Here is a 20,930-nt window from a genome sequence, read left to right on the forward strand (position 1 = left end):
TCTCACCGACATGACGAACTCGCCGACGCAGCCCCGGAAGCCTGACCGACCGACGACCGCCGTCGACGTGAACCAGGTCGTCCTGGGCACCGAATCCTTCGGGGACGACGCCGCACCCCTCGTCCTGCTCGCGGGCGGGACGACGATGCTCTCCTGGCCTGACGCCCTGTGCGAGCGCCTTGCCTCCGTCGGTCGGCGCGTCGTGCGGTACGACCTGCGCGACAGCGGCGGTTCGACGACCGCCGATCCCGAGGCCCCCGCGTACACACTGCGCGACCTCGCCGCCGATGCGGTAGCGCTGGTCGCCGCGCTCGACGGCCGACCCGCGCACCTCGCGGGGATCGGGGTCGGCGGGATGGTCGCGCAGACCGCGGTGCTCGATCATCCCGGCGCGTTCTCGGCGCTCACCCTCGTCGGCACTCGCGCCGTGGCGCCCGGTCCGTGCGACGGTGACCTGCCCGACCACGACCCGGCGACGATGCCGCGCCTGTTCTCCCTCCCGATGCCCGACTGGGCCGACCGCGAGGCCGTGGCGGAGTTCGGCGCCGCCCGCGCGGAGGTCCTTGGCGACGACCCCGTCGCCGCACGCGCGGCGGCCGCGCGCATCTGGGACCGTACTCCCGACACCACAGCCCCGACCCAGATGGCGAACCAGCTCGGGATGGTCTTCGCCGCGCTCGACTGCACGCCTCGCTGGCGCGAGCGCCTGCCGGAGATCGCCGTGCCCACGCTCGTCGTCCACGGCCGCCGGGACCCGTTCTTCCCGGTCGGCAACGGCGAGGCGATCGCACGCGAGATCCCCGGAGCACGGCTGCTCGTCCTGGAGGAGGCCGCCACCGCGATCCCCGAAGACGCGACCGCCACGGTCGCCGACGCCATGCTGTCGCTCGGCTAACGCCGCCGGACGCTGACGACCCCGGTCTCCGTCCCCTGGTAGAGCGTGCCGTCCGGGCCGGTCGTGCCGGTCATCTGGAGCGGGTTGTAGAGAAGCCCGATCCCGAGCGCCGACGTCTTGCGGACGGCGCCAGTGTGCGGGTCGACCACCGCGTACGAGTACGTGGCGAAGGTCTGGCTCCCGACCACCCCGGTCGGTCCGCTCGCGGTGACCGTGTAGATCAGGTCGTCGCCGAGCGACAGGCGCGGCAGCGCGGCCGACTTCACCGTGGACTCCCACACGACGTCGCACCCGGACTCGTCGGCGCGGACGTCGACGCGGGTCATGCCGCCGTCGAACGATCCCGAGGACGGGACGCTGGCGGGAGAGCCGTCGGGGAGGGCGGGGTACGGGTAGCCGAACGTGTTGGTGACGAACACGCTGCGCCCGGACGCGATGGGCGAGTCCTCGGTGCCGCTGTGCGCCGGGCGGGTGAGCACGGGCAGCGAGCAGATCGGGGTCGGTCCGCCATCGGTGCGGTAGACGAGGAGCCGCTCGTGCGGTGCCGCGTTGTCGGTGATCGTCACGTACTCGGTGCCCGTCCTCGGCCCGAAGAACGTTGGTGTCGCCCCGCTGCCCCAGCTGAGCTGGCCGGGCTTGCGGCCGGGACCACGGTCGTACGCCGCGCGCCAGCGCACCTCGGGGGTCCCGTCGGCGCGGGCGGAGAGGACGTAGAGCGCGTGCTCGGTCACCACCGCCGTACGACCCTCGACGGTCGAGATGCTGTTCTGGACCGGCTCGCCGAGGGCGATCGTGCGCGTCGTGCCGTCCTCCGCGACCGTCCCGACGGTGCCGTCGCTCGCGGCGATCCAGACCTCGCGGCCCCACCCCGGCGAGAGTCCCACGACAGCGGCGTCGGCCGGCAGCGCCGATCCGATCGGCGTCGACTCGTCCACCGTGAGTCGCCACGCACCGCCGACCTGGTGGTGTCCGATCCGCAGCAGGGTGTCGTTGCCGTCGACCACCACGAGCCGGTCCTCGTCGTCGAGGTAGGCGTACACGCCACCGAACAGGCTGCCCTTGGCCAGCGGGAGCGAGGCGAGGTCGGCGCCGGTCGCGGGGTCCAGGAGGTGGACGGTCGGGGTGCGTCCGAAGATCGAGGTGCACAGCGTGACGACGTAGCCGTCCTGCCCGATCAAGATCGCCGGGCACGCCGAGGCGAGCGCTGTCCGCTTCGCGACCACGGCGCCGGTGCCGGGACCCGCGTACGGGGTGGTGTCGCTGGACGCGGAGTCGCCGTGCATCGTCGCCGTGCCGGTGGTCGTGGTCGCAGGGTTCTGCGGCGGCGGCGGGCCGAACGACGACGAGACCGCAGAGGCACCGGTGCCTGACGTGAGCGCGACCAGCAGAGCAGCGAGGGCGAGGGCGGAGCGGGTGGTTCCGACGACGGGCACGGGAGTCCTCCGAGTGACGGCGAGCAGGCCCTCGTGACGCTAGCCAGCGACTCCGTCTGTGTCAGGGCTTGTGTTCGCCCGGACCGAAAGTTCAGACCCGGAGCGCCTGCAGTCGCCGCAGGGCCTCGTCGATGACGCTCTCCTGCTTGCAGAACGCCCAGCGCACGAGCGGGCGTCCCGCGTCCTCGTCGTCGTAGAACACCTGGGTGGGGATGGCCACGACGCCGGCGGTCTCGGGGAGCGCGCGGCAGAAGGCGATGCCGTCATCGAACCCGAGCGGGCGGATGTCGGTGGTCGCGAAGTAGGTGCCCTGCGGCACGTACGTCGTGAAGCCCACGTCCTCGAGCCCGGCGCAGAGCTGGTCGCGCCGCGCCTGCAGCGTCGCGGCGAACCCCTCGAAGTACGCGGAGTCGTGGCCGAGCGCGTGCGCGATCGCCGGCTGGAACGGCGCCCCGGAGGTGTAGGTGAGGAACTGCTTCGCGCCGACCGTGGCTCGGACGAGCGCCGCTGGCCCGCTCACCCAGCCGACCTTCCAGCCCGTGAACGAGAACGACTTGCCACCGCTCGAGATGGTCAGGGTCCGCTCGCGCATCCCGGGCAGCGTCGCGAGCGGCACGTGCACGGCGCCGTCGAAGGTGAGGTGCTCGTACACCTCGTCGGTGATCACGACGAGGTCGTGCTCGACAGCAAGGTCGCGGATCGCCTCGCGCTCCGCGGCGTCGAGCACCATCCCGGTCGGGTTGTGCGGGCTGTTGATCAGCATGGCCGTGGTGCGATGGCCGACCGCGGCCCGCAGCGCGTCGAGGTCGAGCCGGAAGTCCGGGGCGCGCAGCGTCACAGGCTTGCGGACGCCACCCGCGAACTCGAGCACCGCGACGTAGGAGTCGTAGTACGGCTCGAGCACCACGACCTCGTCGCCGGGATCGACCAGCCCGAGGATCGCGCCGGCGATGGCCTCGGTCGCCCCGGTTGTCACCGCCACCTCGGTCGCGGGATCCAGCGTGAGGCCGTACCAGCGCTCCTGGTGCGCCGCGATCGCGTCGCGCAGCGCGGGGATCCCGATGCCCGGCGGGTACTGGTTGACGCCGGAGCGCATCGCGTCCACAGCGACGTCGACGACGTCGTCCGGCCCGTCGGTGTCGGGGAACCCCTGGCCGAGGTTGACCGCGCCGGTCCGCACGGCGAGGGCCGACATCTCGGCGAAGATCGTGGTGCCCAGGCCGGCGACGCGTGCGCTCGTGGTCTTCACGGTCCTGACTCTAGATGTCGGGGGTGCGGCAGCCACCCGGGTGCGAGACTGGAGCCGTGTCCGTCACGACCCCGTCACCGCCGAAGGCCGGCCGCCGCCGCAAGCGCCGTACGCCGATGGGTCGTGTGCTGACCGCGCTCGGTCTCGCGCTGATCCTCACCGGGGTCGGCATGCTCGCTTACGTGGGCTGGCAGTACTTCGGCACCAACATCGTGGCCAAGCAGCAGCAGGCCGAGATCCGTCAGGAGCTCACGCAGTCGTGGGAGGACCCCGGCGCCACCGCGGAGGCAGACATCAAGGGTGGAGGGTTCGCGCTGCTGCGGGTCCCACGCTTCGGCGACGACTACGAGGTGCCGATCGTCAAGGGCGTGGAGGACGACGACCTCGCCCGCGGCGTCGGCTGGTTCCCTGACACCGCGCGCCCCGGGAAGGTCGGCAACTTCGCGATCGCCGGCCACCGCGTCACGCACGGCGAGCCGTTCCGGCACTTCCTCGAGCTGCGCAAGGGCGACGAGGTGATCGTGGAGACGAAGACGCACGTCTTCACCTACGTGCTGCGCGACGACGGGACGGACCGCGAGCTGGACTTCAACCAGGGCTGGGTGCTCGACCCCGTCCCCGGCGAGCGTGACGCCGTGCCCACCGAGCGGCTCCTGACGATGGTGACCTGCTCCGAGCTCTTCCACACCGACAAGCGGTCGATCGTGTTCGGCGAGCTCACGTCCGCGGTGAAGAAGCAGCCCGCCGGTTGAGCGAGCCCGCTGGTTGAGCGAGCGCAGCGAGTCGAAACCCGCTCGATACCCTGACCCCATGAGCGATCGTGACGCCCTCATCGACCAGATCAAGACCAAGGCCGTCATCCACGGCAAGGTCACGCTGTCCTCCGGCAAGGAGGCCGACTACTACGTCGACCTTCGCCGTGTGACCCTCGACAGTGAGGCGGCGCCGCTGGTGGGTCGCGTGATGCTCGACCTTCTCGACGACCTCGAGTACGACTCCGTCGGCGGCCTCACGATGGGGGCCGATCCCGTGGCGGCGGCGATGCTGCACCAGGCGGCGGCCCAGGGCCGCACCCTCGACGCCTTCGTCGTCCGCAAGGCGGAGAAGGCCCACGGGTTGCAGCGCCGCATCGAGGGCCCCGACGTCGCGGGCCGGCGGGTCGTCGCCGTCGAGGACACCTCGACGACCGGCGGCTCGGTGCTGACGGCGGTGGAGGCGCTGCGCGAGGCGGGCGCCGAGGTCGTGGCGGTCGCGGTGATCGTCGACCGCGAGACCGACGCGGCGGAGCGGGTGCGCGGCGAAGGGCTCGACTACCGGTTCGCCGTGTCGAAGACCGACCTCGGGCTGTAGTCCGCCACGGCCTGCACCGCGTGGTCGGGCTGATCGGCGAATACCCCGTCGACCCCGGCGGCGAGCAGCGCGTCGAGCTCACGGCGGACGTCGCCGGCGTCGGCGCCGAGCGGACTCGAGCGCAGGTCGGCCGGCAGGAACGCGTTCTCGTGGCGGACGGTCCACACGTAGACGTCGAGCCCGCAGGCGTGCGCGTCGCCGACCAGCGTCGTCGCGGTGTCGAGCCCCCCGTCGTGCCGGCGTGGCACGACCAGCTCCTTCGGTGCCCCGAGGACGTGCGCGTACTCGGCGATGCGGGCGAGCCCGGCCGGCGTCACCATCTCCTCGTAGGTCGTGCGGTCGCCGCTGCGGACGCGGTCGTACGGCCCGCCCTGTGGGTCGACGAGCTGGAGCAGCCGCAGCCGGGACTCCGCCGCGAGGTGCTGCAGGTTCGCGATCTCGAACGACTGCACGACGATGCCGGAGTCCGGACGGTCGAGGCCGCGCTCGCGCACCGTCCTCACGAGCGGCTCCTCGAGCGGCAGACCGAGGCGGCGGGAGTACGTCGACGACTTGAGCTCGGGCATCACGCCGACCGGCCGGCCGTACCGCTCGCTGGCCAGCGCCGCCAGGTCGAGGATCTCGTCGAGCGTCGGCACGGCGTACCAGCCGTCGTACGCGGTGTTGCTCGGCCGCAGGTGGGGGATGCGTTCGGTGGCGCGCAGCGTCGTGATCTCGGCGAGCGTGAAGTCCTCGGCGAACCACCCCGTGACGACGCGGCCGTCGACGACCTTGGTCGTACGGCGTGCCGCGAACTCGGGGTGCGCAGCGACGTCGGTCGTGCCGCCGATCTCGTTCTCGTGCCGCGCGACAAGCACGCCGTCGGAGGTGCTGACCAGGTCGGGCTCGATGACGTCGGCGCCGAGCGCCACAGCCAGCAGGTACGACGCGAGCGTGTGCTCCGGCCGGTAGCCGGAGGCGCCGCGGTGCGCGATCACGACCGGTCGGCCGTTGCCTGCCGGTCCGGGGAGTCCAGACATAGCGGGACGAGCGTACGCCGGGCGGCCAACCGTTCCGGGGTCGGCTCGCCGTACGAGACCGACGCCGTAGGTTGGTGCGCGTGGACGAGAGCGGGGTCGAGGCAGAGGTCGGGGTCGGCCCGTGGGAAGGCGCGTGGCCCGACGACCCGCGCCTGGACCCGGACCTGCTGCGAGACGGCGACCGGCGCAACGTCGTCGACGCGTACCGCTACTGGTCGATGGAGGCGATCGTCGCCGACCTCGACACGCGCCGTCACCCGTTCCACGTGGTCGTCGAGAACTGGCAGCACGACCACAACATCGGGTCGATCGTGAGGTCCGCGAACGCGTTCCTCGCGGCGGAGGTCCACGTCGTCGGCCGCCGCCGCTGGAACCGGCGCGGGGCGATGGTCACCGACCGCTACCAGCACGTACGGCACCACGCTGCGGTCGAGGACCTGATCGCGTGGTCACGCGAGTCGAGGGTGCCGCTGATCGCGATCGACAACGTCGAGGGGTCGCGACCGATCGAGCGGGCGGAGCTCCCGCGAGAGTGCGCGCTGGTGTTCGGCCAGGAGGGCCCGGGGCTGTCGGGCGAGCTGCTTGACGCTGCCGACGCGGTGCTCGCGATCACGCAGTTCGGGTCGACACGCTCGATCAACGTCGGTGCGGCCGCAGCGGTCGCGATGCACGCGTGGGTCGCGCAGCACGCCGTGATCCCGGGCGCCCCGTCCCCGATTTGTGGGGTTTGACAAGGAAATGAGCCGGGGATTCCTTGTCAGACTCCACAAATCGCGGACGAGAGGGGTGCTGGCGCCACCTAGGCTCGACCCATGACCAGCAGACTGCTCGTGGTCGGAGGCGACGCCGCAGGGATGTCCGCGGCGTCGACGGCGAAGCGCGCGCTCGGCGACGAGATCGACGTGCTCGTCCTCGAGCGGCAGCCGTGGACGTCGTACTCCGCGTGCGGCATCCCGTACTGGATCGCAGGCGACGTCCCGACGCTCGACGACCTGATCGCCCGGACGCCCGAGAAGCATCGCGAGAACGGCATCGACGTCCGCACCGGTGCCACCGCGACCGAGATCGACCTCGACGCGGCGACGGTCACCGCCTGGACCGAGAGCGGCACGGAGACGTTCGCGTACGACGAGCTGCTGATCGCTACGGGGGCGGAGCCCGTACGCCCGAATGTCCCCGGCATGGATTCGCAGGGCATCTACGGGGTTCAGACCCTCGCTGACGGGCAACGCCTCCTCGACGCGCTCGCCCTGCGGCCGTCGAAGGCCGTCATCGTCGGTGCGGGATACATCGGGGTCGAGATGGCCGAGGCCTGCGTGCGCCGCGGGATCGAGACCGTGGTCGTCGGGAAGGCCCCGACGCCGATGGCGACCCTCGACCTGGACCTCGGCGAGCTGATCGCGGACCAGATGCGTGCCGACAACATCGATCTGAGGGTCGGAGTCACGGTCACCGGGTTCGAGGCCGACCTCTCCGGCCAGGTCCGCGCGGTCGTCACCGACCACGGGACGATCTCGACCGACCTCGTGATCCTCGGCGCCGGTGTCCGCGCCCGGACGGAGCTCGCAGCCGGTGCGGGCCTGAAGCTCGGGATCGACGGTGCACTGCCCGTCGACCCGCACGGCCGCGTCGACGCGGACCAGCGCGTCTGGGCGGCCGGTGACTGCGTCGAGTCCGTCCACCGGATCACCGGCCGACCGACGTACGTCCCTCTCGGGACCCATGCGAACAAGCAGGGCTGGGTGGTCGGCCGCAACCTCGCCGGCGACGGCGTCACGTTCCCCGGGGTCCTCGGTACGGCGATGACGAAGGTGATGTCGCTCGAGATCGCCCGGACCGGGGTCGGAGAGAGTGAGGCCCGCGACGCAGGGTTCGACGCGGTGTCCGAGCGCATCGAGTCGACGACGACCGCCGGCTACATGCCGGACGCCCGCGCGATGACGGTCAAGGTGGTCGTCGACCGTGCCACGCGTCGCCTGCTCGGGGCGCAGATCGTGGGCGGCGAGGGAGCTGCGATGCGGATCGACTCCTTCGCGCTGGCGCTGTGGAACGCGATGACCGTGGACGAGCTGATGATGACCGACCTCGGCTACGCCCCACCGTTCGCGTCGGTCTGGGACCCCGTCCAGCAGGCCGCACGCGCCGCGGTGTCGGCGCTCGGTGCGCCCCTGCGATAATGGCCGCACCGTCCTGAGGTCGATGAGGAGACACCCATGCCCGTCGCAACGCCCGAGGTCTACGCCGAGATGCTCGACAAGGCCAAGCGTGAGTCGTTCGCCTACCCGGCGATCAACGTCAGCTCGTCCCAGACCCTGAACGCGGCGCTCGCCGGGTTCGCCGAGGCCGAGAGCGACGGCATCATCCAGATCTCGACCGGCGGCGCCGAGTACCTCTCCGGTCCGACCGTCAAGGACATGGTTGCGGGCTCGCTGGCCTTCGCCGCCTTCGCGCACGAGGTCGCCAAGAAGTACCCCGTGAACGTCGCGCTCCACACCGACCACTGCCCGAAGGACAAGCTGGACGGCTTCGTACGCCCGCTGCTCGCCGCGTCCACGGAGCGGGTGAAGCAGGGCGGGCTGCCCTTCTTCCAGTCGCACATGTGGGACGGCTCGGCCGTGCCGCTCGACGAGAACCTCCAGATCGCCGAGGAGCTGCTCGCGGCCTCCGCTGCGGCGAACGTCGTCCTCGAGATCGAGGTCGGCGTCGTCGGCGGCGAGGAGGACGGCGTCGTCGGTGCGATCGACGACAAGCTCTACACGACCCCCGAGGACGCGCTCGCGACCGTCGCCGCGCTCGGCACGGGCGAGAAGGGCCGCTACCTGACCGCGCTGACGTTCGGCAACGTCCACGGCGTCTACAAGCCGGGCAACGTCAAGCTCCGCCCGGCGGTCCTCGACGCCGCCCAGAAGGCGGTGCAGGAGAAGTACGGCATCGAGCGCGCGTTCGACTTCGTCTTCCACGGTGGGTCGGGCTCGACGCCGGAGGAGATCGCGGAGGCCGTGTCGTACGGCGTCGTGAAGATGAACATCGACACCGACACCCAGTACGCGTTCACGCGACCGGTTGCCGGCCACATGCTGAGCAACTACGAGGGCGTCCTCAAGGTCGACGGCGAGGTCGGCAACAAGAAGCAGTACGACCCGCGTGCGTGGGGCAAGGCGGCCGAGGCCGGCATGGCTGCCCGCATCGTCGAGGCGTGCGAGAACCTCTCGTCCACCGGCACGAAGCTCGCCTGAGGCCGCCATGACGAACCTGCTCGGAGAGCCGCCGGAGACCTTCCTCCCGGAGGACCCTGCCGCGTCGGCGGACGGGTCGCCGCAGGACCTCGCCCGCGCGTACCCGTCGTCGAGCCTCGCGTGGGCGATGTGCGCCGACGAGGCGCTCGCCGACGGGGAGGACGTCATCGCGTACGCGTTCGCGCGCACCGGCTACCACCGGGGTCTCGACGCCCTGCGCCGCAACGGATGGAAGGGGCACGGCCCGATCCCGTGGTCGCACCCCGGCAACCAAGGGTTCCTGCGTGCGCTGGCCGACCTGGCCGAGGCGTCGGAGCGGGTGGGCGACCTCGAGGAGGCTCACCGCTGCCGCGAGTTCCTGCGAGAGTCCAGCCTGGCGGCGTACGAGGCGCTGGTCCTCGGCGGTCAGGCCGGCGCGGAGTGACCTCGCGCTGACAGCGCAACAGTGGCCGCGGACTGGAGCCATCCCCCGGTAGACTCCGTCGCGGCCACTGCCACTGCACCCATTGTCACCCCGAAGGGGTCACTGCGCAATATGTCTCTTACTGGGAGATTTCGGACAAGGTTAGTCGCGGCCTGAGCTGTCCTCGGGGATCAGTAGCCGGTACGCGCCCGGGACGACCGTCCAGGTGCGCTCACGCAGCCCCTCGCCGGTCTCGCCGTCGGAGTTCCACGTCATCGCGTCCCCGGAGATGGTGACCGAGCGGCCACGGGTCGTGACGACGTCGTCACGCTCGGTGTGGCGTCCGCGCAGCAGACGCACCCCGTAGGCCAGCCGGCGCGGGAGCGCGTTCGCGTGGGAGACCGTCACGTCCAGCAGGCCGTCGGCGGGCTCGGCCTCGGGCAGCAGCGGCGCCCCGCCACCGACGTACCGGCCGACCCCGACCGCCGCCTGCACCACGTCGTCGCCGTGGTCGACCAGTCGGCCGTCCACCTCGACGTGAAGCCGTGCGGGTGATCCGACGACCCCCGCCTTGAGCGCCCCGACCGCGTAGCCGAGCGGTCCCAGCCGCTTCTTCCACGGCCCCGCCTCCTGGCCCGCCTGCGCGCCGACTCCGACGTGGACGGCGTTGACGACGACGCGGTCGTCGCCGTCGACCGCGAGGTCGAGCGATCGTGCCGTCGCGGTCGTCAGCCCGCGAGCGACCTCGACCGGGTCCTCCGCGAGGCCGAGCGTGCGGGCGAAGTCGTTGCCCGTGCCCATCGGGAGCAGCGCGAGCGTCCGTTCATCGAGCGTCCCGAGCGACCACAGCGCCTGGATGCACGCGTGCAGCGAGCCGTCGCCCCCGGCCACGACGACGACGTCGACCTCCGGACGGGCCGCGAGCGCGTCGCGCAGCTCGTCGGGGTCGGCGGTCCGGGCGACGTCGACCTTCCAGGCAGGTCGCAGTGCGTCGAGGGCCGCATCGAGAACATCGGCGTCGGAGCTCCCTGCCGCGGCGTTGGAGATCACGAGTGCTGTCGTCATGAGTGAGGTCTACCACCGACGGGGACCCCGGTCCGACGGAGGGACCGGTAGACTCCGACCGTAAGAGCCCCTCTTGCGGGGCTTGTCGCATGTTGTCAGGTGGTGCGCCTCCATGCCCGCAGTCGTGATCGTCGGAGCCCAGTGGGGAGACGAGGGGAAGGGCAAGGCGACAGACCTGCTCGGCAGCCGCGTCGACTACGTCGTCAAGTTCAACGGCGGCAACAACGCCGGGCACACCGTCGTCATCCCCCAGGAGGACGGGACCAGCGAGAAGTACGCGCTGCACCTCCTGCCGAGCGGCATCCTGACCCCCGGCTGCATCCCCGTCATCGGCAACGGCGTCGTGGTCGACATCGGCGTGCTCTTCGAGGAGATCGACGGCCTCGAGGCCCGGGGAGTCGACACATCGCAGCTCAAGGTCAGCGCGAGCGCGCATGTCATCCCGGAGTACAACAAGGTCCTCGACAAGGTCACCGAGCGGTTCCTCGGCTCGCGCAAGATCGGCACGACCGGCCGCGGGATCGGCCCCACGTACGCCGACAAGATGAACCGTCAGGGCATCCGCATCCAGGACCTGTTCGACGAGAAGATTCTCACCCAGAAGGTCGAGGCCGCGCTCGAGCTCAAGAACCAGATCCTCACCAAGGTCTACAACCGTCGTGCGGTCACCGTCGATGAGGTCGTTGAGGAGCTCCGCTCGTACGCCGACCGGCTCGCGCCGTACGTCACGGACACCACGCTGCTGCTCGAGCAGGCCATCGCCGGCGACAAGATCGTCCTGCTCGAGGCCGGCCAGGCGACGATGCTCGACGTCGACCACGGCACGTACCCGTTCGTGACGTCGTCGTCGGCGACCGCCGGCGGCGCGGCCACGGGCTCGGGCATCGCCCCGACCCGCATCGAGCGCGTGATCGGGATCGTCAAGGCGTACACGACCCGTGTCGGCGAGGGGCCGTTCCCGACCGAGCTGTTCGACGACGCCGGCGACTACCTCCGCAACCAGGGGGCCGAGTTCGGCACGACGACCGGGCGTCCGCGCAGGTGTGGCTGGTACGACTCGGTGGTCGCGCGCTACTCGGCGCGCATCAACGGCGTCACCGACTTCGTGCTGACCAAGCTCGATGTGCTGACCGGCCTGGAGACGATCCCCGTGTGCGTCGCCTACGACGTCGACGGCGTGCGTCACGACGAGATGCCGGTCAACCAGACCGACTTCCACCACGCCGTGCCGGTCCTCGAGGAGCTGGAGGGTTGGTCGGAGGACATCTCCGGGGCGCGCACCTTCGAGGACCTCCCGGCCGCTGCGCAGGCGTACGTCCTGCGGGTCGAGGAGCTGTCAGGCTCGCGGATCTCGGTGATCGGCGTCGGACCGGGTCGCGACCAGGCGATCGTCCGGCACGACCTGATCTGAGGTCCAGCGGTCGCCGGCGCTGTGACCGCACGAAGCCACGTCCGCCACTACGAAGCCACGGCTACAACCCACGCTTCGTGGTGGCAGGCGTGGCTTCGCGCCTTCGTCAGAGGTGCGCGGCCGGCGGGGCGCCGGTGCCGCTCACGCGGTAGCCGCCCCACGGGTTCCGCTCGCCGAGTCGTCCGCCGACCTCTTCGGAGCCCGGCACGCGGATGCCGATCGGCTTGCGGCCGACGAGCGTCGCGAAGGCCGTGAGCTCGTCGGTGGGCGCCAGGCGGCCCTGCCAGTGGTAGGCGCCGTCGATCGGCTGCAGCACTCCCGACAGCACGGCCGCGACCGTGACGACCTCGTCGCCCGCGACAAGCTCGAGCGGACCCTCGTACGTGTCGTGGTCGTGGTCGGCGCTCACGCTGTCTCCGCGGGCACCGGCTCGAGCAGGCCCGCGTGCTTCCACAGGAGACGGCTCGGGCCGGTGATCATGTCGATCTCCTCGAGGGTCGCCCGGACCCGGCGCGCCGCCCAGGCACGGGTGGCGCGGGCGTGCGGATTGGTGCGGGCGACGCGTACGGCGGTGCGCATGTCGAGCCCGGCGTCCCGGTAGACGTGCGGGTGGACCAGCCCCCGCGACGCGAGGTAGGCGGATGCGGCGACCACGAGCTTCGACCACTCGCGGGTGAGGCGACGCTGGCCTGCGTACTCGATCGCGGCCTCGTCACGCGCGAACCGCATGTGGCGCGCCTCCTCGACGATGTGGACGTGCGAGACACCGCGTACGAGCGGTTGCAACGACTCGTCCGCCCGGGCCTCGCGCTGCATCTGGTCGAGCACCTCCTCGACGAACAGCGCGCCGGCGAAGCAGGTGGCTCCGTTGGACGTCGCCTTGAGGAAACGGCCGCCCTCATGCATGAACCGGACCGGCCGGTAGTACGGCGCGTCGAGCTTGGAGAGCAGCTTGCCGAACATCACGGAGTGGCGGCACTCGTCGCCGATCTCGGTGAACCCGTACTGGACGGTGGCCGTGCGGGGGTCGTCGTCGTAGATGCGTCGCACCATCATCTGCATGAGCAGCGTCTCGAACCAGATCCCCATCGACGCGATGCTCGCGAGCTCGAGGCGGGACAGGTCGATGCGCTGGGCGCGGGACATCGAGTCCCACAGGTCCGTCCCGTACAAGGTGATCCGGTGCTGGGGTGCGAAGAACGCGTCGTCGAGCAGCGGTGCGTCCCAGTCGAGGTCGACGAGAGGGTCGTACGACAGGGCGGCAGACGACTTCAGGAGACGTCGGCCGGACTCCTCCCGCTGGGCGGCGGTGCGTGACAGCGGGTCGTCGGCGGTCAGAGTCATCTCCTGCGCTCCTTCTGACGAGGGTGTGAGCCAGGTCTCATCGAGAATGTAACACTCACGATGGCAGATTGCGATGGCGTGCCGCCACATCGTCACCACTAGGCTTGGCGCCCGTGAAGACCCTCGTCATCGGCACCGGCGGCCGTGAGCACGCCCTCGCCCTCGCGCTCTCCCGCGACCCGTCCGTCACCGAGGTGCACGCCGCGCCCGGCAACCCCGGCATCGCGCAGGTCGCGACTCTTCACGACGTCGACCCGCTCGACGGCTCAGCCGTCGCGGACCTCGCAGACTCGCTCGGCGTCGACCTCGTCGTCGTCGGTCCGGAGGCGCCGCTCGTGGCGGGTGTCGCCGACGCCGTGCGGGGACGCGGGATCGCGGTGTTCGGTCCGTCCGGCGAAGCCGCGCAGCTCGAGGGCTCGAAGGCCTTCGCCAAGCAGGTGATGGCCGCCGCCGAGGTCCCGACCGCGCTCGCCCACGTCTGCACCACGCCCGACGAGGTCGTCGCCGCGCTCGACGCGTTCGGTGCGCCGTACGTGGTCAAGGATGACGGTCTCGCTGCCGGAAAGGGCGTCGTCGTGACCGACGACCGCCAGGCAGCGATCGACCACGCTGCCGGGTGCGAGCGTGTCGTGATCGAGGAGTACCTCGACGGCCCCGAGGTCTCGCTGTTCGCGCTGTGCAGCTGGAGCGAGGCCGACGGTGCCGTGGTCGTGCCGCTGCAGCCCGCACAGGACTTCAAGCGCGCCTACGACGACGACGCGGGACCCAACACCGGCGGCATGGGTGCCTACACCCCGCTTCCGTGGGCGCCGGACGACCTCGTCGAGGAGGTGCGGACCCGCGTCCTCCAGCCCACCGTCGACACGATGGCGCAGCGAGGCACCCCGTTCACGGGCCTCCTGTACGCGGGCCTGGCCCTGACGTCGCGCGGCCTGAAAGTCGTCGAGTTCAACGCTCGGTTCGGTGACCCGGAGACGCAGGCGCTGATGGCACTGCTCGAGTCGCCGGTCGGGCTGCTGCTGCACGCCGCGGCGACCGGCGACCTCGCTGCGGTCCCGGCCCCGGTGTGGCGCGACGGAGCCGCGGTCACCGTGGTCGTCGCCGCTGAGGGCTACCCGGTCGCGCCGCGCAAGGGTGACGTGATCCGAGGCGTCGACGATGCCGACGCGGTGGAGGGCGTCGACGTGATCCACGCCGGCACCGCGCGTGACGCCGACGGCAACCTCGTCACCGCGGGTGGTCGGGTCCTGACGGTCACGGCCGCCGGTGCCGACCTCGCCGAGGCGCGCCGACGGGCGTACGCGGCCGTCGACCTGATCCACATCGACGGCGGCTTCTCGCGACGCGACATCGCGGCGAAGGCAGCCGCTGCGTCCTAGGGTGATCGACATGTCGATCACCGGAGAGTACGAGCCGAGCGCCTGGAAGATGTCGCGGGACCAGGTCGCGGGGTACGAGGCGTCCGGCGGGCGCACGCACAACACGATCGTGGGCAAGCCCGTCGTGATCGTCACCTACCGCGGCCACAAGACCGGCCTCGTACGCAAGACTCCCGTCATGCGGGTCGAGCACGACGGCGCGTACGCGGTGGTGGCCTCCATCGGCGGCCGCCCGAAGAACCCGCAGTGGTACGCGAGCATCGTCGCCGACCCGCACGTGATGCTGCAGGACGGTCCCGAGCCGCGCGACTACGTGGCGCGGGAGGTCCACGGGGACGAGAAGGCGCTCTGGTGGGACCGTGCGGTCGCGGCCTACCCGTCGTACGCGGACTACCAGAAGAAGACGTCGCGTGAGATCCCGGTGTTCGTTCTCGAAGCCGTCGACGGTGCTTGACTGAGGAGCATGCCAGTCACCGGAGAGTACGAGCCGAGCCCGTCGGCTCGCGTGCGCAAGCACGTCGAGGAGATGGAGGCCACCGGCGAGCCCGCGAACACGCCGCTCGGCCTGCCGATCGTCGTGATGACCTTCCAGAGCAGGCATCCGGGCAAGGTCCACAAGACGGCCGTCATGAAGGTCGAGCACGACGGGGCGTACGCGCTGGTCGCGTCGAAGGGCGGGGCTCCGCAGCACCCGTCGTGGTACCACGCGCTCATCCGGCACCCCGAGATCGACCTGCAGGACGGGACGGAGAAGCACGCCCTCCGGATCCGCGAGATCCACGGCGAGGAGCGGGCGCAGTGGTGGGACCGCGCCGTCGACGCCTATCCGCCGTACGCGGAGTACCAGACGAAGACTGATCGCGAGATCCCGGTCCTGCTCGGCGAGCCGATCCAGGCCTGACTCAGTCGCCGAGGAGAGCCTGCAGCGCCGCCCGGTGGCGGCGGTAGGCGGCGCGCCCGGCCGACGTGAGGGAGTACGAGGTGCTGGCGCCGCGGCCGCGCCCGCTCTTGTGCACCTTCACGTACCCGGCTGCCTCGAGGGCGGACATCTGCTTCGACAGGTCGGACTCGGTGATGCCGAGGTGCTCGGTGAGGAACCGGAACGTCACGTGGTCGGAGCCGGTCAGCACCGCCATCGCGGCGAGCCGCTTCGGGGCGTGGATGACGGGGTCGAGATCGGCCAGGCTCATGCGAGCCGCGCCTTCGCGGCCGCCGCTGCACGGGCGTACGCGCGCTCGTACCACCACAGTCCTGCCCCTGCGGTGACGCATCCGACCGCGGCGCAGACCCACCACGGGGCGAGGGCGACCGCGACGACGATCGCGCCCAGGACAACCACGGCCCCGACGACGTAGCCACGCATCACACGCCGGATCTCCACCGGCTTGCGGCCGCGCAGCGAGGGTGCCGCGCCGTGGTAGCGCTGGTACCAGCCGACGTAGACGCCGATCAGGGCTGCGAGGCCGACGATGCCGGCCGCGGCCCAGATGCGCCCCGGGTCGTCGCCGCGGGTCAGCTTTGTGAGGGCCGCGAAGGATCCGGCCCACAGGGCGGCCGCGGGGACGTACCACCAGGGGGTGGGTGGGGTGCTGGTGTAGGGGGCCGCCTCTGCTCGCTCGAGCTCGCGCAGCTGGTCACGGATCTCCGAATCGCTTTCCATGTCGGAAACCTTAGGGGAATGCTTTCCACTTATGCAAGTGGAAAGTTGTGCGAGTTCCCGGCGGCGGTCCTCAGGGCCTGACATGCCCAGATCGGGGACGTGGGCGGCACCTGGGACAATGGAGCACGTGACGACTCCGAACGTGCTCGCTCTCCGCTACGCCTCGCCCGAGATGGTCCGCATCTGGTCCCCCGAGCACAAGATCGTGCTCGAGCGGCGCCTGTGGATCGCCGTCATGGAGGCGCAGCGCGACCTCGGCATCGAGACCCCCGACGGCGTGATCCAGGCGTACGCGGCGGTCGTCGAGCAGGTCGACCTCGACTCGATCGCGGCCCGTGAGCGCGTCACGCGCCACGACGTGAAGGCCCGCATCGAGGAGTTCAACGCCCTCGCCGGCCACGAGCACATCCACAAGGGCATGACGTCGCGCGACCTCACCGAGAACGTCGAGCAGCTCCAGGTCCGCTCGTCGCTCGCGCTGGTGCGCGATCGCGCGGTGGCGGCGCTGGTGCGGCTGGCCGCGCGTGCCACGGAGCACGAGGCGCTCGTGATGGCGGGGCGCAGCCACAACGTGCCGGCCCAGACGACCACGCTCGGCAAGCGGTTCGCGACGGTCGCCGACGAGATGCTCGTCGGGGTGCAGCGGATCGAGGAGCTCATCGCGCGCTACCCGATGCGGGGCATCAAGGGTCCGGTCGGCACCGCGCAGGACCAGCTCGACCTCCTGGGCGGCGACCGTGAGGCGCTCTCGTCGCTCGAGCAGCGCGTCGCGGACCACCTCGGGTTCGACCACGTGCTCACCAGCGTCGGCCAGGTGTACCCGCGCTCGCTCGACTTCGACGCCCTCAGCGCGCTCGTGCAGCTCGCCGCCGCGCCGTCGAACCTCGCGACCACCGTCCGCCTGATGGCAGGCAACGAGCTCGTCACCGAAGGCTTCAAGCCCGGTCAGGTCGGCTCGTCGGCGATGCCGCACAAGATGAACTCGCGCTCGTGCGAACGCGTCAACGGATTCGCGGTCGTGCTCCGCGGCTACCTCGCGATGATCGGCGAGCTGGCCGGCGACCAGTGGAACGAGGGCGACGTCTCGGACTCCGTCGTACGCCGGGTTGCGCTGCCGGACGCGTTCTACGCTGCGGACGGCCTCTTCGAGACGTTCCTGACGGTGCTCGACGAGTTCGGGGCGTTCCCCGCGGTGGTGCAGCGCGAGCTCGACCGCTACCTGCCGTTCCTCGCGACCACGAAGGTCCTGATGGCCGCGGTCCGCCACGGCGTCGGCCGGGAGTCGGCGCACGAGGCGATCAAGGAGCACGCGGTCGGCGTCGCGCTCGAGATGCGCGAGAAGGGCACGAGCGAGAACGACCTCTTCGCCCGGCTCGCCGCCGACGAGCGTCTCGGCCTGACCGAGGCGGACCTGCAGGCGCTGGTCGCCGAGCCCCTCACGTTCACCGGGGCAGCCGTGCCGCAGGTCGAGGCGGTCGTCGCCCAGGTCGAGGAGCTGGCCGCACGTCACCCGCAGGCGGCGGCGTACAGCCCCGGCGACATCCTCTGAGCTGCCCGCGGCGGACACGCACACGACGACGAGGGATCCCGGCCAGATGGCCGGGATCCCTCGTCGTTCGTGCAGGGTCGTGCGTCAGCTGCTCGCTCGCATCGCCCGCGCACCGACCACGAGCCCGACGACGCAGGTGATGGCAGCCGCGGCGGCGCCCGCGACGGCGTCACCGTTCCACGAGCCCTCGATGAGCGCACGCTCGGCATCGACGACGTAGGTCAGCGGGTTCACCTTCGAGAGTGCCTCGAGCCAGCCCGGCGCCCCCTGCAGCGGGAGCAGGATGCCGGCGAGGAGCATCAGCGGGAACAGCAGCGTCTGCTGCACACCCCAGAAGGCCCACTGGTTCTCCTTGACCGCGAGCGCGAGGGCGTACGACAGCGCGCCCAGGCCGACGCAGAACACCGACAGCACCACCAGCCCGACCACGAGCCCGGCGAGGTCAGGGCGGAACCCGAACGGCACCGCGACCCCGACGATCACCAGCGCCTGCACGATGGTCGGGACGATCTCCTTGAGGGCGCGGCCGATCATCAGCGACGAGCGCGACAGCGGGCTGACGAGCGTGCGCTCGTGGGACCCCGTCTGCATCTCGAACTGCAGGTTGGCTCCCGTGGTCGACGTGCCGAACAGCGCCAGCATCACGATCACGCCGGGCACGAACCACTGGAGCGTGTCGGCCGTCGACTGCCCCGACGACGCGACGAGCAGGGGTGTGAACAGCCCGAGGAAGAACAGCGGCTGGATGATGCCGAAGATGACCGAGAACGGGTCCCGGACGACGGGCCGCAGCTCGCGTACGAAGACGAGGGCGGTGTCGTGCAGAGGGCTCGTCGCTCGGCTGACCGGCGCCGGCGCGTCGGGCGTACGGGTGGGGTGGGTGTCGACGGCGCTCATGCCGCCACCTCCTCGAGGGTGTCGATGCTGGTGTCGGTGCGGCCTTCGCGCAGGCTCCGACCGGTGAGGGAGAGGAAGACGTCGTCGAGAGTCGGACGCGCGACCTCGACGGTCGAGGGCGTGATCCCGGCCTGGGCGTAGTCGCCGAGGAGGCCCGCGACGATCCCGGACCCGCCGGCGACCTGGATGTCGACGGCGCGCGAGGTGTGCGTGACCTGCGCGGCCGGGTGAGCGGCGGAGGCGCGCTCGGCGGCCCGCGACGCGTCGCCGGGCGACGAGAACGTGAGGGCGATGCGGTCGCCGGCGTGGTCGGCCTTGAGAGCGGCCGGGGTGTCGTCGGCGACGACGCGGCCGTTGTCGACGACCACGATGCGCTCGGCGAGTGCGTCTGCCTCGTCGAGGTAGTGCGTCGTCAGGACGACGGTCGCTCCGTGCCGGTGGCGGAGGTCGAGGATGTGCTCCTGGAGGTTCGCGCGGTTCTGCGGGTCGAGCCCGGTCGACGGCTCGTCGAGGAACAGCAGACCCGGCGCGTGGATGAGCCCCATCGCGATGTCGAGCCGGCGCCGTTGCCCGCCCGAGAGCGTCATCACCTTCTGCTTCGCCTGCTCAGACAGCCCCAGCGACTCCATCAGCTCGGCGGCGCGCGTGCGCGCCTGCGTGCGGGACAGACCGTACGACTGTCCGCTGACGACGAGCTCGTCGATCGCGCGCTGCGCGTGCGCGGCGCTGTTGCCCTGGCCGATGTAGCCGATCGCGCGACGGACGGCGCGCTGGTCGGTCACGACGTCGTGACCGGCGACCGTTGCGCTCCCCGTCGTCGGTGCGAGCAGCGTGGTGAGCATCCGGAGCGTCGTCGACTTGCCGGCGCCATTCGGGCCGAGCAGCGCGACCATCTCGCCCTGTGCGATGTGAAGGTCGAGGTCCTTGACCGCGGTGACGGTCTTCTTGCCGGTGTGGAACTCACGGGTGAGTCCCCGCGTCTCGATCATGGTGTCCATGGCTCTACGTTCTCGCGGCTTCCGGTCAGGTTCTGTCCTGATTCAGCCCCTATGCTGAGAAACCGGAAGGATCGAGGAGAACATGGCTGGTTCGAGCGAACGCATGCTGCGACTGCTGTCCCTGCTGCAGACGCACCGCTACTGGACGGGGCCCGAGCTGGCCGACCGGCTCGACGTCAGCGAGCGCACGCTGCGGCGCGACGTCGACCGGCTCCGCGGCCTCGGTTACCCCGTGGACGCGACCCGCGGCGCCGCCGGCGGCTATCAGCTCCAGGCCGGCGCGTCTCTGCCCCCGCTGCTGGTCGCCGACGACGAGGCCGTCGCCATCGCGGTCGGGTTGCAGGCGTCGGCAGGCACGGGGACGAGCGCTCTCGACGACGCGACGGTCCGCGCGCTCAGCAAGATCGTGCAGGTGATGCCGCCGAGGCTGCGGCGCAGGGTGAAGGCGCTCCAGGACTACACCGACCGAGGACCGATGTACGGCGGTCCTGCCATCGACGCGGTGCTGCTCTCGGTCCTCGCGCAGACGTGCCGCGACGACGAGCGGCTCGAGATCGTCTACCGCCGGGCCGACGGCGAGGGCGGCCGCCGTACGGTCGAGCCGCACCGGCTCGTCTCGCGCGGCCGCCGCTGGTACCTCGTGGCGTACGACCTCGGCCGGGGCGACTGGCGCACCTTCCGTGTCGATCGCATGTCCGAGCCGCGTGCGACAGGGACGCGGTTCCGCCAGCGGGAGCTGCCGGCGCCTGACGCGGCGACGTTCGTGAGCGAGAAGATCGCCGCCCTGCGGCCGACGATCGACGTGGCTTTCACGGTGCATGCGCCGCCCGCGCAGGTGAAGCAGGCGGTCCGGCGGTGGGGCACGGTCGAGGCGGCTGGTGACGGCCGGTCGCGCGTCACGATGACGGTGGACACGTTCGACTGGGTCGTGTTCGTCCTCGCGGCGGTCGGCGCGCCGTACGAGCAGGCCGAGCCGCCCGAGCTGATCGAGCACCTGCGCCGTACGGGCGGGCTGCTCGCCGGCGTCTGACCTGCGGACTGG

23 protein-coding genes are annotated in these 20,930 nt (G+C 71.2%); 13 read left to right on the forward strand and 10 right to left on the reverse strand.

Features of this window, described 5'->3' with window-relative positions; translation table 11 throughout:
- Positions 1-10: 10 nt before the first annotated feature.
- Positions 11-895, forward strand: a complete 885-nt coding sequence (locus tag GH747_RS04860; protein ID WP_149768381.1) for an alpha/beta fold hydrolase — start codon at positions 11-13, stop codon at positions 893-895.
- On the opposite strand, the gene GH747_RS04865 is transcribed toward GH747_RS04860, so the two are convergent.
- Together GH747_RS04865 and GH747_RS04870 are read right to left on the reverse strand one after the other, a co-directional pair.
- Positions 892-2,328: a hypothetical protein gene (locus GH747_RS04865; protein ID WP_149768382.1), complete on the reverse strand. Its 1,437-nt coding sequence runs from the start codon at positions 2,326-2,328 to the stop codon at positions 892-894. The two genes, GH747_RS04860 and GH747_RS04865, sit on opposite strands and share 4 nt — an antisense overlap.
- Positions 2,329-2,419: 91 nt before the next feature.
- Positions 2,420-3,577, reverse strand: coding sequence for a pyridoxal phosphate-dependent aminotransferase (locus GH747_RS04870; protein WP_149768383.1), 1,158 nt, complete (start codon positions 3,575-3,577; stop codon positions 2,420-2,422).
- A 56-nt stretch (positions 3,578-3,633) separates the two neighbouring features.
- Here GH747_RS04870 and GH747_RS04875 point away from each other — a divergent pair, with 56 nt between their 5' ends.
- Positions 3,634-4,329, forward strand: coding sequence for a class E sortase (locus GH747_RS04875; protein ID WP_228552774.1), 696 nt, complete (start codon positions 3,634-3,636; stop codon positions 4,327-4,329).
- 58 nt (positions 4,330-4,387) lie between these two features.
- Positions 4,388-4,927, forward strand: a complete 540-nt coding sequence (pyrE, locus tag GH747_RS04880; RefSeq protein ID WP_149768384.1) for an orotate phosphoribosyltransferase — start codon at positions 4,388-4,390, stop codon at positions 4,925-4,927.
- Here the strand turns inward: pyrE and GH747_RS04885 are convergent.
- Complete coding sequence (locus tag GH747_RS04885; RefSeq protein WP_149768385.1) at positions 4,888-5,946, reverse strand: glycerophosphodiester phosphodiesterase; 1,059 nt, start codon at positions 5,944-5,946, stop codon at positions 4,888-4,890. The two genes, pyrE and GH747_RS04885, sit on opposite strands and share 40 nt — an antisense overlap.
- Positions 5,947-6,026: 80 nt before the next feature.
- On the opposite strand from GH747_RS04885, the gene GH747_RS04890 reads away from it, so the two are divergent.
- The 4 genes from GH747_RS04890 (at position 6,027) to GH747_RS04905 (ending at position 9,606) form a co-directional block, all read left to right on the forward strand.
- A complete protein-coding gene (locus GH747_RS04890) occupies positions 6,027-6,677 on the forward strand; it encodes a TrmH family RNA methyltransferase (protein ID WP_228552775.1) in 651 nt (216 codons plus the stop codon).
- Between the two features lie 81 nt (positions 6,678-6,758).
- Positions 6,759-8,123, forward strand: a complete 1,365-nt coding sequence (locus GH747_RS04895) for an FAD-dependent oxidoreductase (protein WP_149768387.1) — start codon at positions 6,759-6,761, stop codon at positions 8,121-8,123.
- A 36-nt stretch (positions 8,124-8,159) separates the two neighbouring features.
- Positions 8,160-9,182: a class II fructose-bisphosphate aldolase gene (gene fbaA / locus GH747_RS04900; protein ID WP_149768388.1), complete on the forward strand. Its 1,023-nt coding sequence runs from the start codon at positions 8,160-8,162 to the stop codon at positions 9,180-9,182.
- Positions 9,183-9,189: 7 nt separating this feature from the next.
- A complete protein-coding gene (locus GH747_RS04905) occupies positions 9,190-9,606 on the forward strand; it encodes a DUF3151 domain-containing protein (RefSeq protein ID WP_149768389.1) in 417 nt (138 codons plus the stop codon).
- 141 nt (positions 9,607-9,747) lie between these two features.
- On the opposite strand, the gene GH747_RS04910 is transcribed toward GH747_RS04905, so the two are convergent.
- Complete coding sequence (locus GH747_RS04910) at positions 9,748-10,650, reverse strand: diacylglycerol/lipid kinase family protein (protein ID WP_149768390.1); 903 nt, start codon at positions 10,648-10,650, stop codon at positions 9,748-9,750.
- Between the two features lie 112 nt (positions 10,651-10,762).
- Here GH747_RS04910 and GH747_RS04915 point away from each other — a divergent pair, with 112 nt between their 5' ends.
- On the forward strand, positions 10,763-12,061 hold the full coding sequence (locus GH747_RS04915) for an adenylosuccinate synthase (RefSeq protein ID WP_149768391.1): 1,299 nt from the start codon (positions 10,763-10,765) through the stop codon (positions 12,059-12,061).
- 106 nt (positions 12,062-12,167) lie between these two features.
- Here the strand turns inward: GH747_RS04915 and GH747_RS04920 are convergent, their stop codons facing one another.
- Together GH747_RS04920 and GH747_RS04925 are read right to left on the reverse strand one after the other, a co-directional pair.
- Positions 12,168-12,470: a DUF4873 domain-containing protein gene (locus tag GH747_RS04920; protein WP_163695295.1), complete on the reverse strand. Its 303-nt coding sequence runs from the start codon at positions 12,468-12,470 to the stop codon at positions 12,168-12,170.
- Positions 12,467-13,405, reverse strand: a complete 939-nt coding sequence (locus GH747_RS04925; protein WP_149768393.1) for an AurF N-oxygenase family protein — start codon at positions 13,403-13,405, stop codon at positions 12,467-12,469. Before GH747_RS04925 ends, GH747_RS04920 begins: the two co-directional genes overlap by 4 nt.
- Before the next feature lie 113 nt (positions 13,406-13,518).
- Between GH747_RS04925 and purD the strand changes: the two genes are divergently transcribed.
- The 3 genes from purD to GH747_RS04940 are packed head-to-tail and all read left to right on the forward strand — an operon-like array spanning position 13,519 to position 15,685.
- On the forward strand, positions 13,519-14,784 hold the full coding sequence (gene purD, locus GH747_RS04930; RefSeq protein ID WP_149768394.1) for a phosphoribosylamine--glycine ligase: 1,266 nt from the start codon (positions 13,519-13,521) through the stop codon (positions 14,782-14,784).
- 10 nt (positions 14,785-14,794) lie between these two features.
- Entirely contained in the window at positions 14,795-15,238 is a 444-nt protein-coding gene (locus tag GH747_RS04935; RefSeq protein ID WP_149768395.1) for a nitroreductase family deazaflavin-dependent oxidoreductase, read from the forward strand.
- A 9-nt stretch (positions 15,239-15,247) separates the two neighbouring features.
- On the forward strand, positions 15,248-15,685 hold the full coding sequence (locus GH747_RS04940; protein ID WP_149768396.1) for a nitroreductase family deazaflavin-dependent oxidoreductase: 438 nt from the start codon (positions 15,248-15,250) through the stop codon (positions 15,683-15,685).
- Position 15,686: 1 nt separating this feature from the next.
- Here the strand turns inward: GH747_RS04940 and GH747_RS04945 are convergent, their stop codons facing one another.
- Positions 15,687-15,974, reverse strand: coding sequence for a transcriptional regulator (locus tag GH747_RS04945; protein WP_149768397.1), 288 nt, complete (start codon positions 15,972-15,974; stop codon positions 15,687-15,689).
- Positions 15,971-16,444 carry a hypothetical protein gene (locus tag GH747_RS04950; protein ID WP_149768398.1) on the reverse strand — a complete coding sequence of 158 codons (474 nt, stop codon included), beginning with the start codon at positions 16,442-16,444 and terminating at the stop codon, positions 15,971-15,973. The genes GH747_RS04945 and GH747_RS04950 overlap by 4 nt, the downstream gene beginning before the upstream one ends.
- Positions 16,445-16,571: 127 nt before the next feature.
- On the opposite strand from GH747_RS04950, the gene purB reads away from it, so the two are divergent.
- Positions 16,572-17,993 carry an adenylosuccinate lyase gene (purB, locus tag GH747_RS04955; protein WP_456085350.1) on the forward strand — a complete coding sequence of 474 codons (1,422 nt, stop codon included), beginning with the start codon at positions 16,572-16,574 and terminating at the stop codon, positions 17,991-17,993.
- An 84-nt stretch (positions 17,994-18,077) separates the two neighbouring features.
- On the opposite strand, the gene GH747_RS04960 is transcribed toward purB, so the two are convergent.
- Together GH747_RS04960 and GH747_RS04965 are read right to left on the reverse strand one after the other, a co-directional pair.
- Positions 18,078-18,890: an ABC transporter permease gene (locus tag GH747_RS04960; RefSeq protein WP_149768400.1), complete on the reverse strand. Its 813-nt coding sequence runs from the start codon at positions 18,888-18,890 to the stop codon at positions 18,078-18,080.
- A complete protein-coding gene (locus tag GH747_RS04965) occupies positions 18,887-19,888 on the reverse strand; it encodes an ABC transporter ATP-binding protein (protein ID WP_323740623.1) in 1,002 nt (333 codons plus the stop codon). Before GH747_RS04965 ends, GH747_RS04960 begins: the two co-directional genes overlap by 4 nt.
- 82 nt (positions 19,889-19,970) lie before the next feature.
- Between GH747_RS04965 and GH747_RS04970 the strand changes: the two genes are divergently transcribed.
- Entirely contained in the window at positions 19,971-20,918 is a 948-nt protein-coding gene (locus GH747_RS04970; RefSeq protein ID WP_205602761.1) for a helix-turn-helix transcriptional regulator, read from the forward strand.
- The last annotated feature ends 12 nt before the right edge of the window (positions 20,919-20,930 follow it).

Source organism: Mumia xiangluensis, assembly GCF_010994095.1.
Taxonomy (GTDB): Bacteria; Actinomycetota; Actinomycetes; order Propionibacteriales; family Nocardioidaceae; genus Mumia; species Mumia xiangluensis.

What these genes read in the sequence shown, in the direction of transcription:
- GH747_RS04965 (WP_323740623.1), bottom strand. Translation starts at nt 19,888, where the DNA reads ATGGACACCATGATCGAGACGCGGGGACTCACCCGTGAGTTCCACACC.
- GH747_RS04960 (WP_149768400.1), bottom strand. Translation starts at nt 18,890, where the DNA reads ATGAGCGCCGTCGACACCCACCCCACCCGTACGCCCGACGCGCCGGCG.
- GH747_RS04905 (WP_149768389.1), top strand. Translation starts at nt 9,190, where the DNA reads ATGACGAACCTGCTCGGAGAGCCGCCGGAGACCTTCCTCCCGGAGGAC.
- GH747_RS04940 (WP_149768396.1), top strand. Translation starts at nt 15,248, where the DNA reads ATGCCAGTCACCGGAGAGTACGAGCCGAGCCCGTCGGCTCGCGTGCGC.
- fbaA (WP_149768388.1), top strand. Translation starts at nt 8,160, where the DNA reads ATGCCCGTCGCAACGCCCGAGGTCTACGCCGAGATGCTCGACAAGGCC.
- GH747_RS04895 (WP_149768387.1), top strand. Translation starts at nt 6,759, where the DNA reads ATGACCAGCAGACTGCTCGTGGTCGGAGGCGACGCCGCAGGGATGTCC.
- GH747_RS04945 (WP_149768397.1), bottom strand. Translation starts at nt 15,974, where the DNA reads ATGAGCCTGGCCGATCTCGACCCCGTCATCCACGCCCCGAAGCGGCTC.
- GH747_RS04915 (WP_149768391.1), top strand. Translation starts at nt 10,763, where the DNA reads ATGCCCGCAGTCGTGATCGTCGGAGCCCAGTGGGGAGACGAGGGGAAG.
- GH747_RS04860 (WP_149768381.1), top strand. Translation starts at nt 11, where the DNA reads ATGACGAACTCGCCGACGCAGCCCCGGAAGCCTGACCGACCGACGACC.
- GH747_RS04950 (WP_149768398.1), bottom strand. Translation starts at nt 16,444, where the DNA reads ATGGAAAGCGATTCGGAGATCCGTGACCAGCTGCGCGAGCTCGAGCGA.
- GH747_RS04925 (WP_149768393.1), bottom strand. Translation starts at nt 13,405, where the DNA reads ATGACTCTGACCGCCGACGACCCGCTGTCACGCACCGCCGCCCAGCGG.
- GH747_RS04935 (WP_149768395.1), top strand. Translation starts at nt 14,795, where the DNA reads ATGTCGATCACCGGAGAGTACGAGCCGAGCGCCTGGAAGATGTCGCGG.
- pyrE (WP_149768384.1), top strand. Translation starts at nt 4,388, where the DNA reads ATGAGCGATCGTGACGCCCTCATCGACCAGATCAAGACCAAGGCCGTC.
- GH747_RS04885 (WP_149768385.1), bottom strand. Translation starts at nt 5,946, where the DNA reads ATGTCTGGACTCCCCGGACCGGCAGGCAACGGCCGACCGGTCGTGATC.
- GH747_RS04970 (WP_205602761.1), top strand. Translation starts at nt 19,971, where the DNA reads ATGGCTGGTTCGAGCGAACGCATGCTGCGACTGCTGTCCCTGCTGCAG.
- GH747_RS04910 (WP_149768390.1), bottom strand. Translation starts at nt 10,650, where the DNA reads ATGACGACAGCACTCGTGATCTCCAACGCCGCGGCAGGGAGCTCCGAC.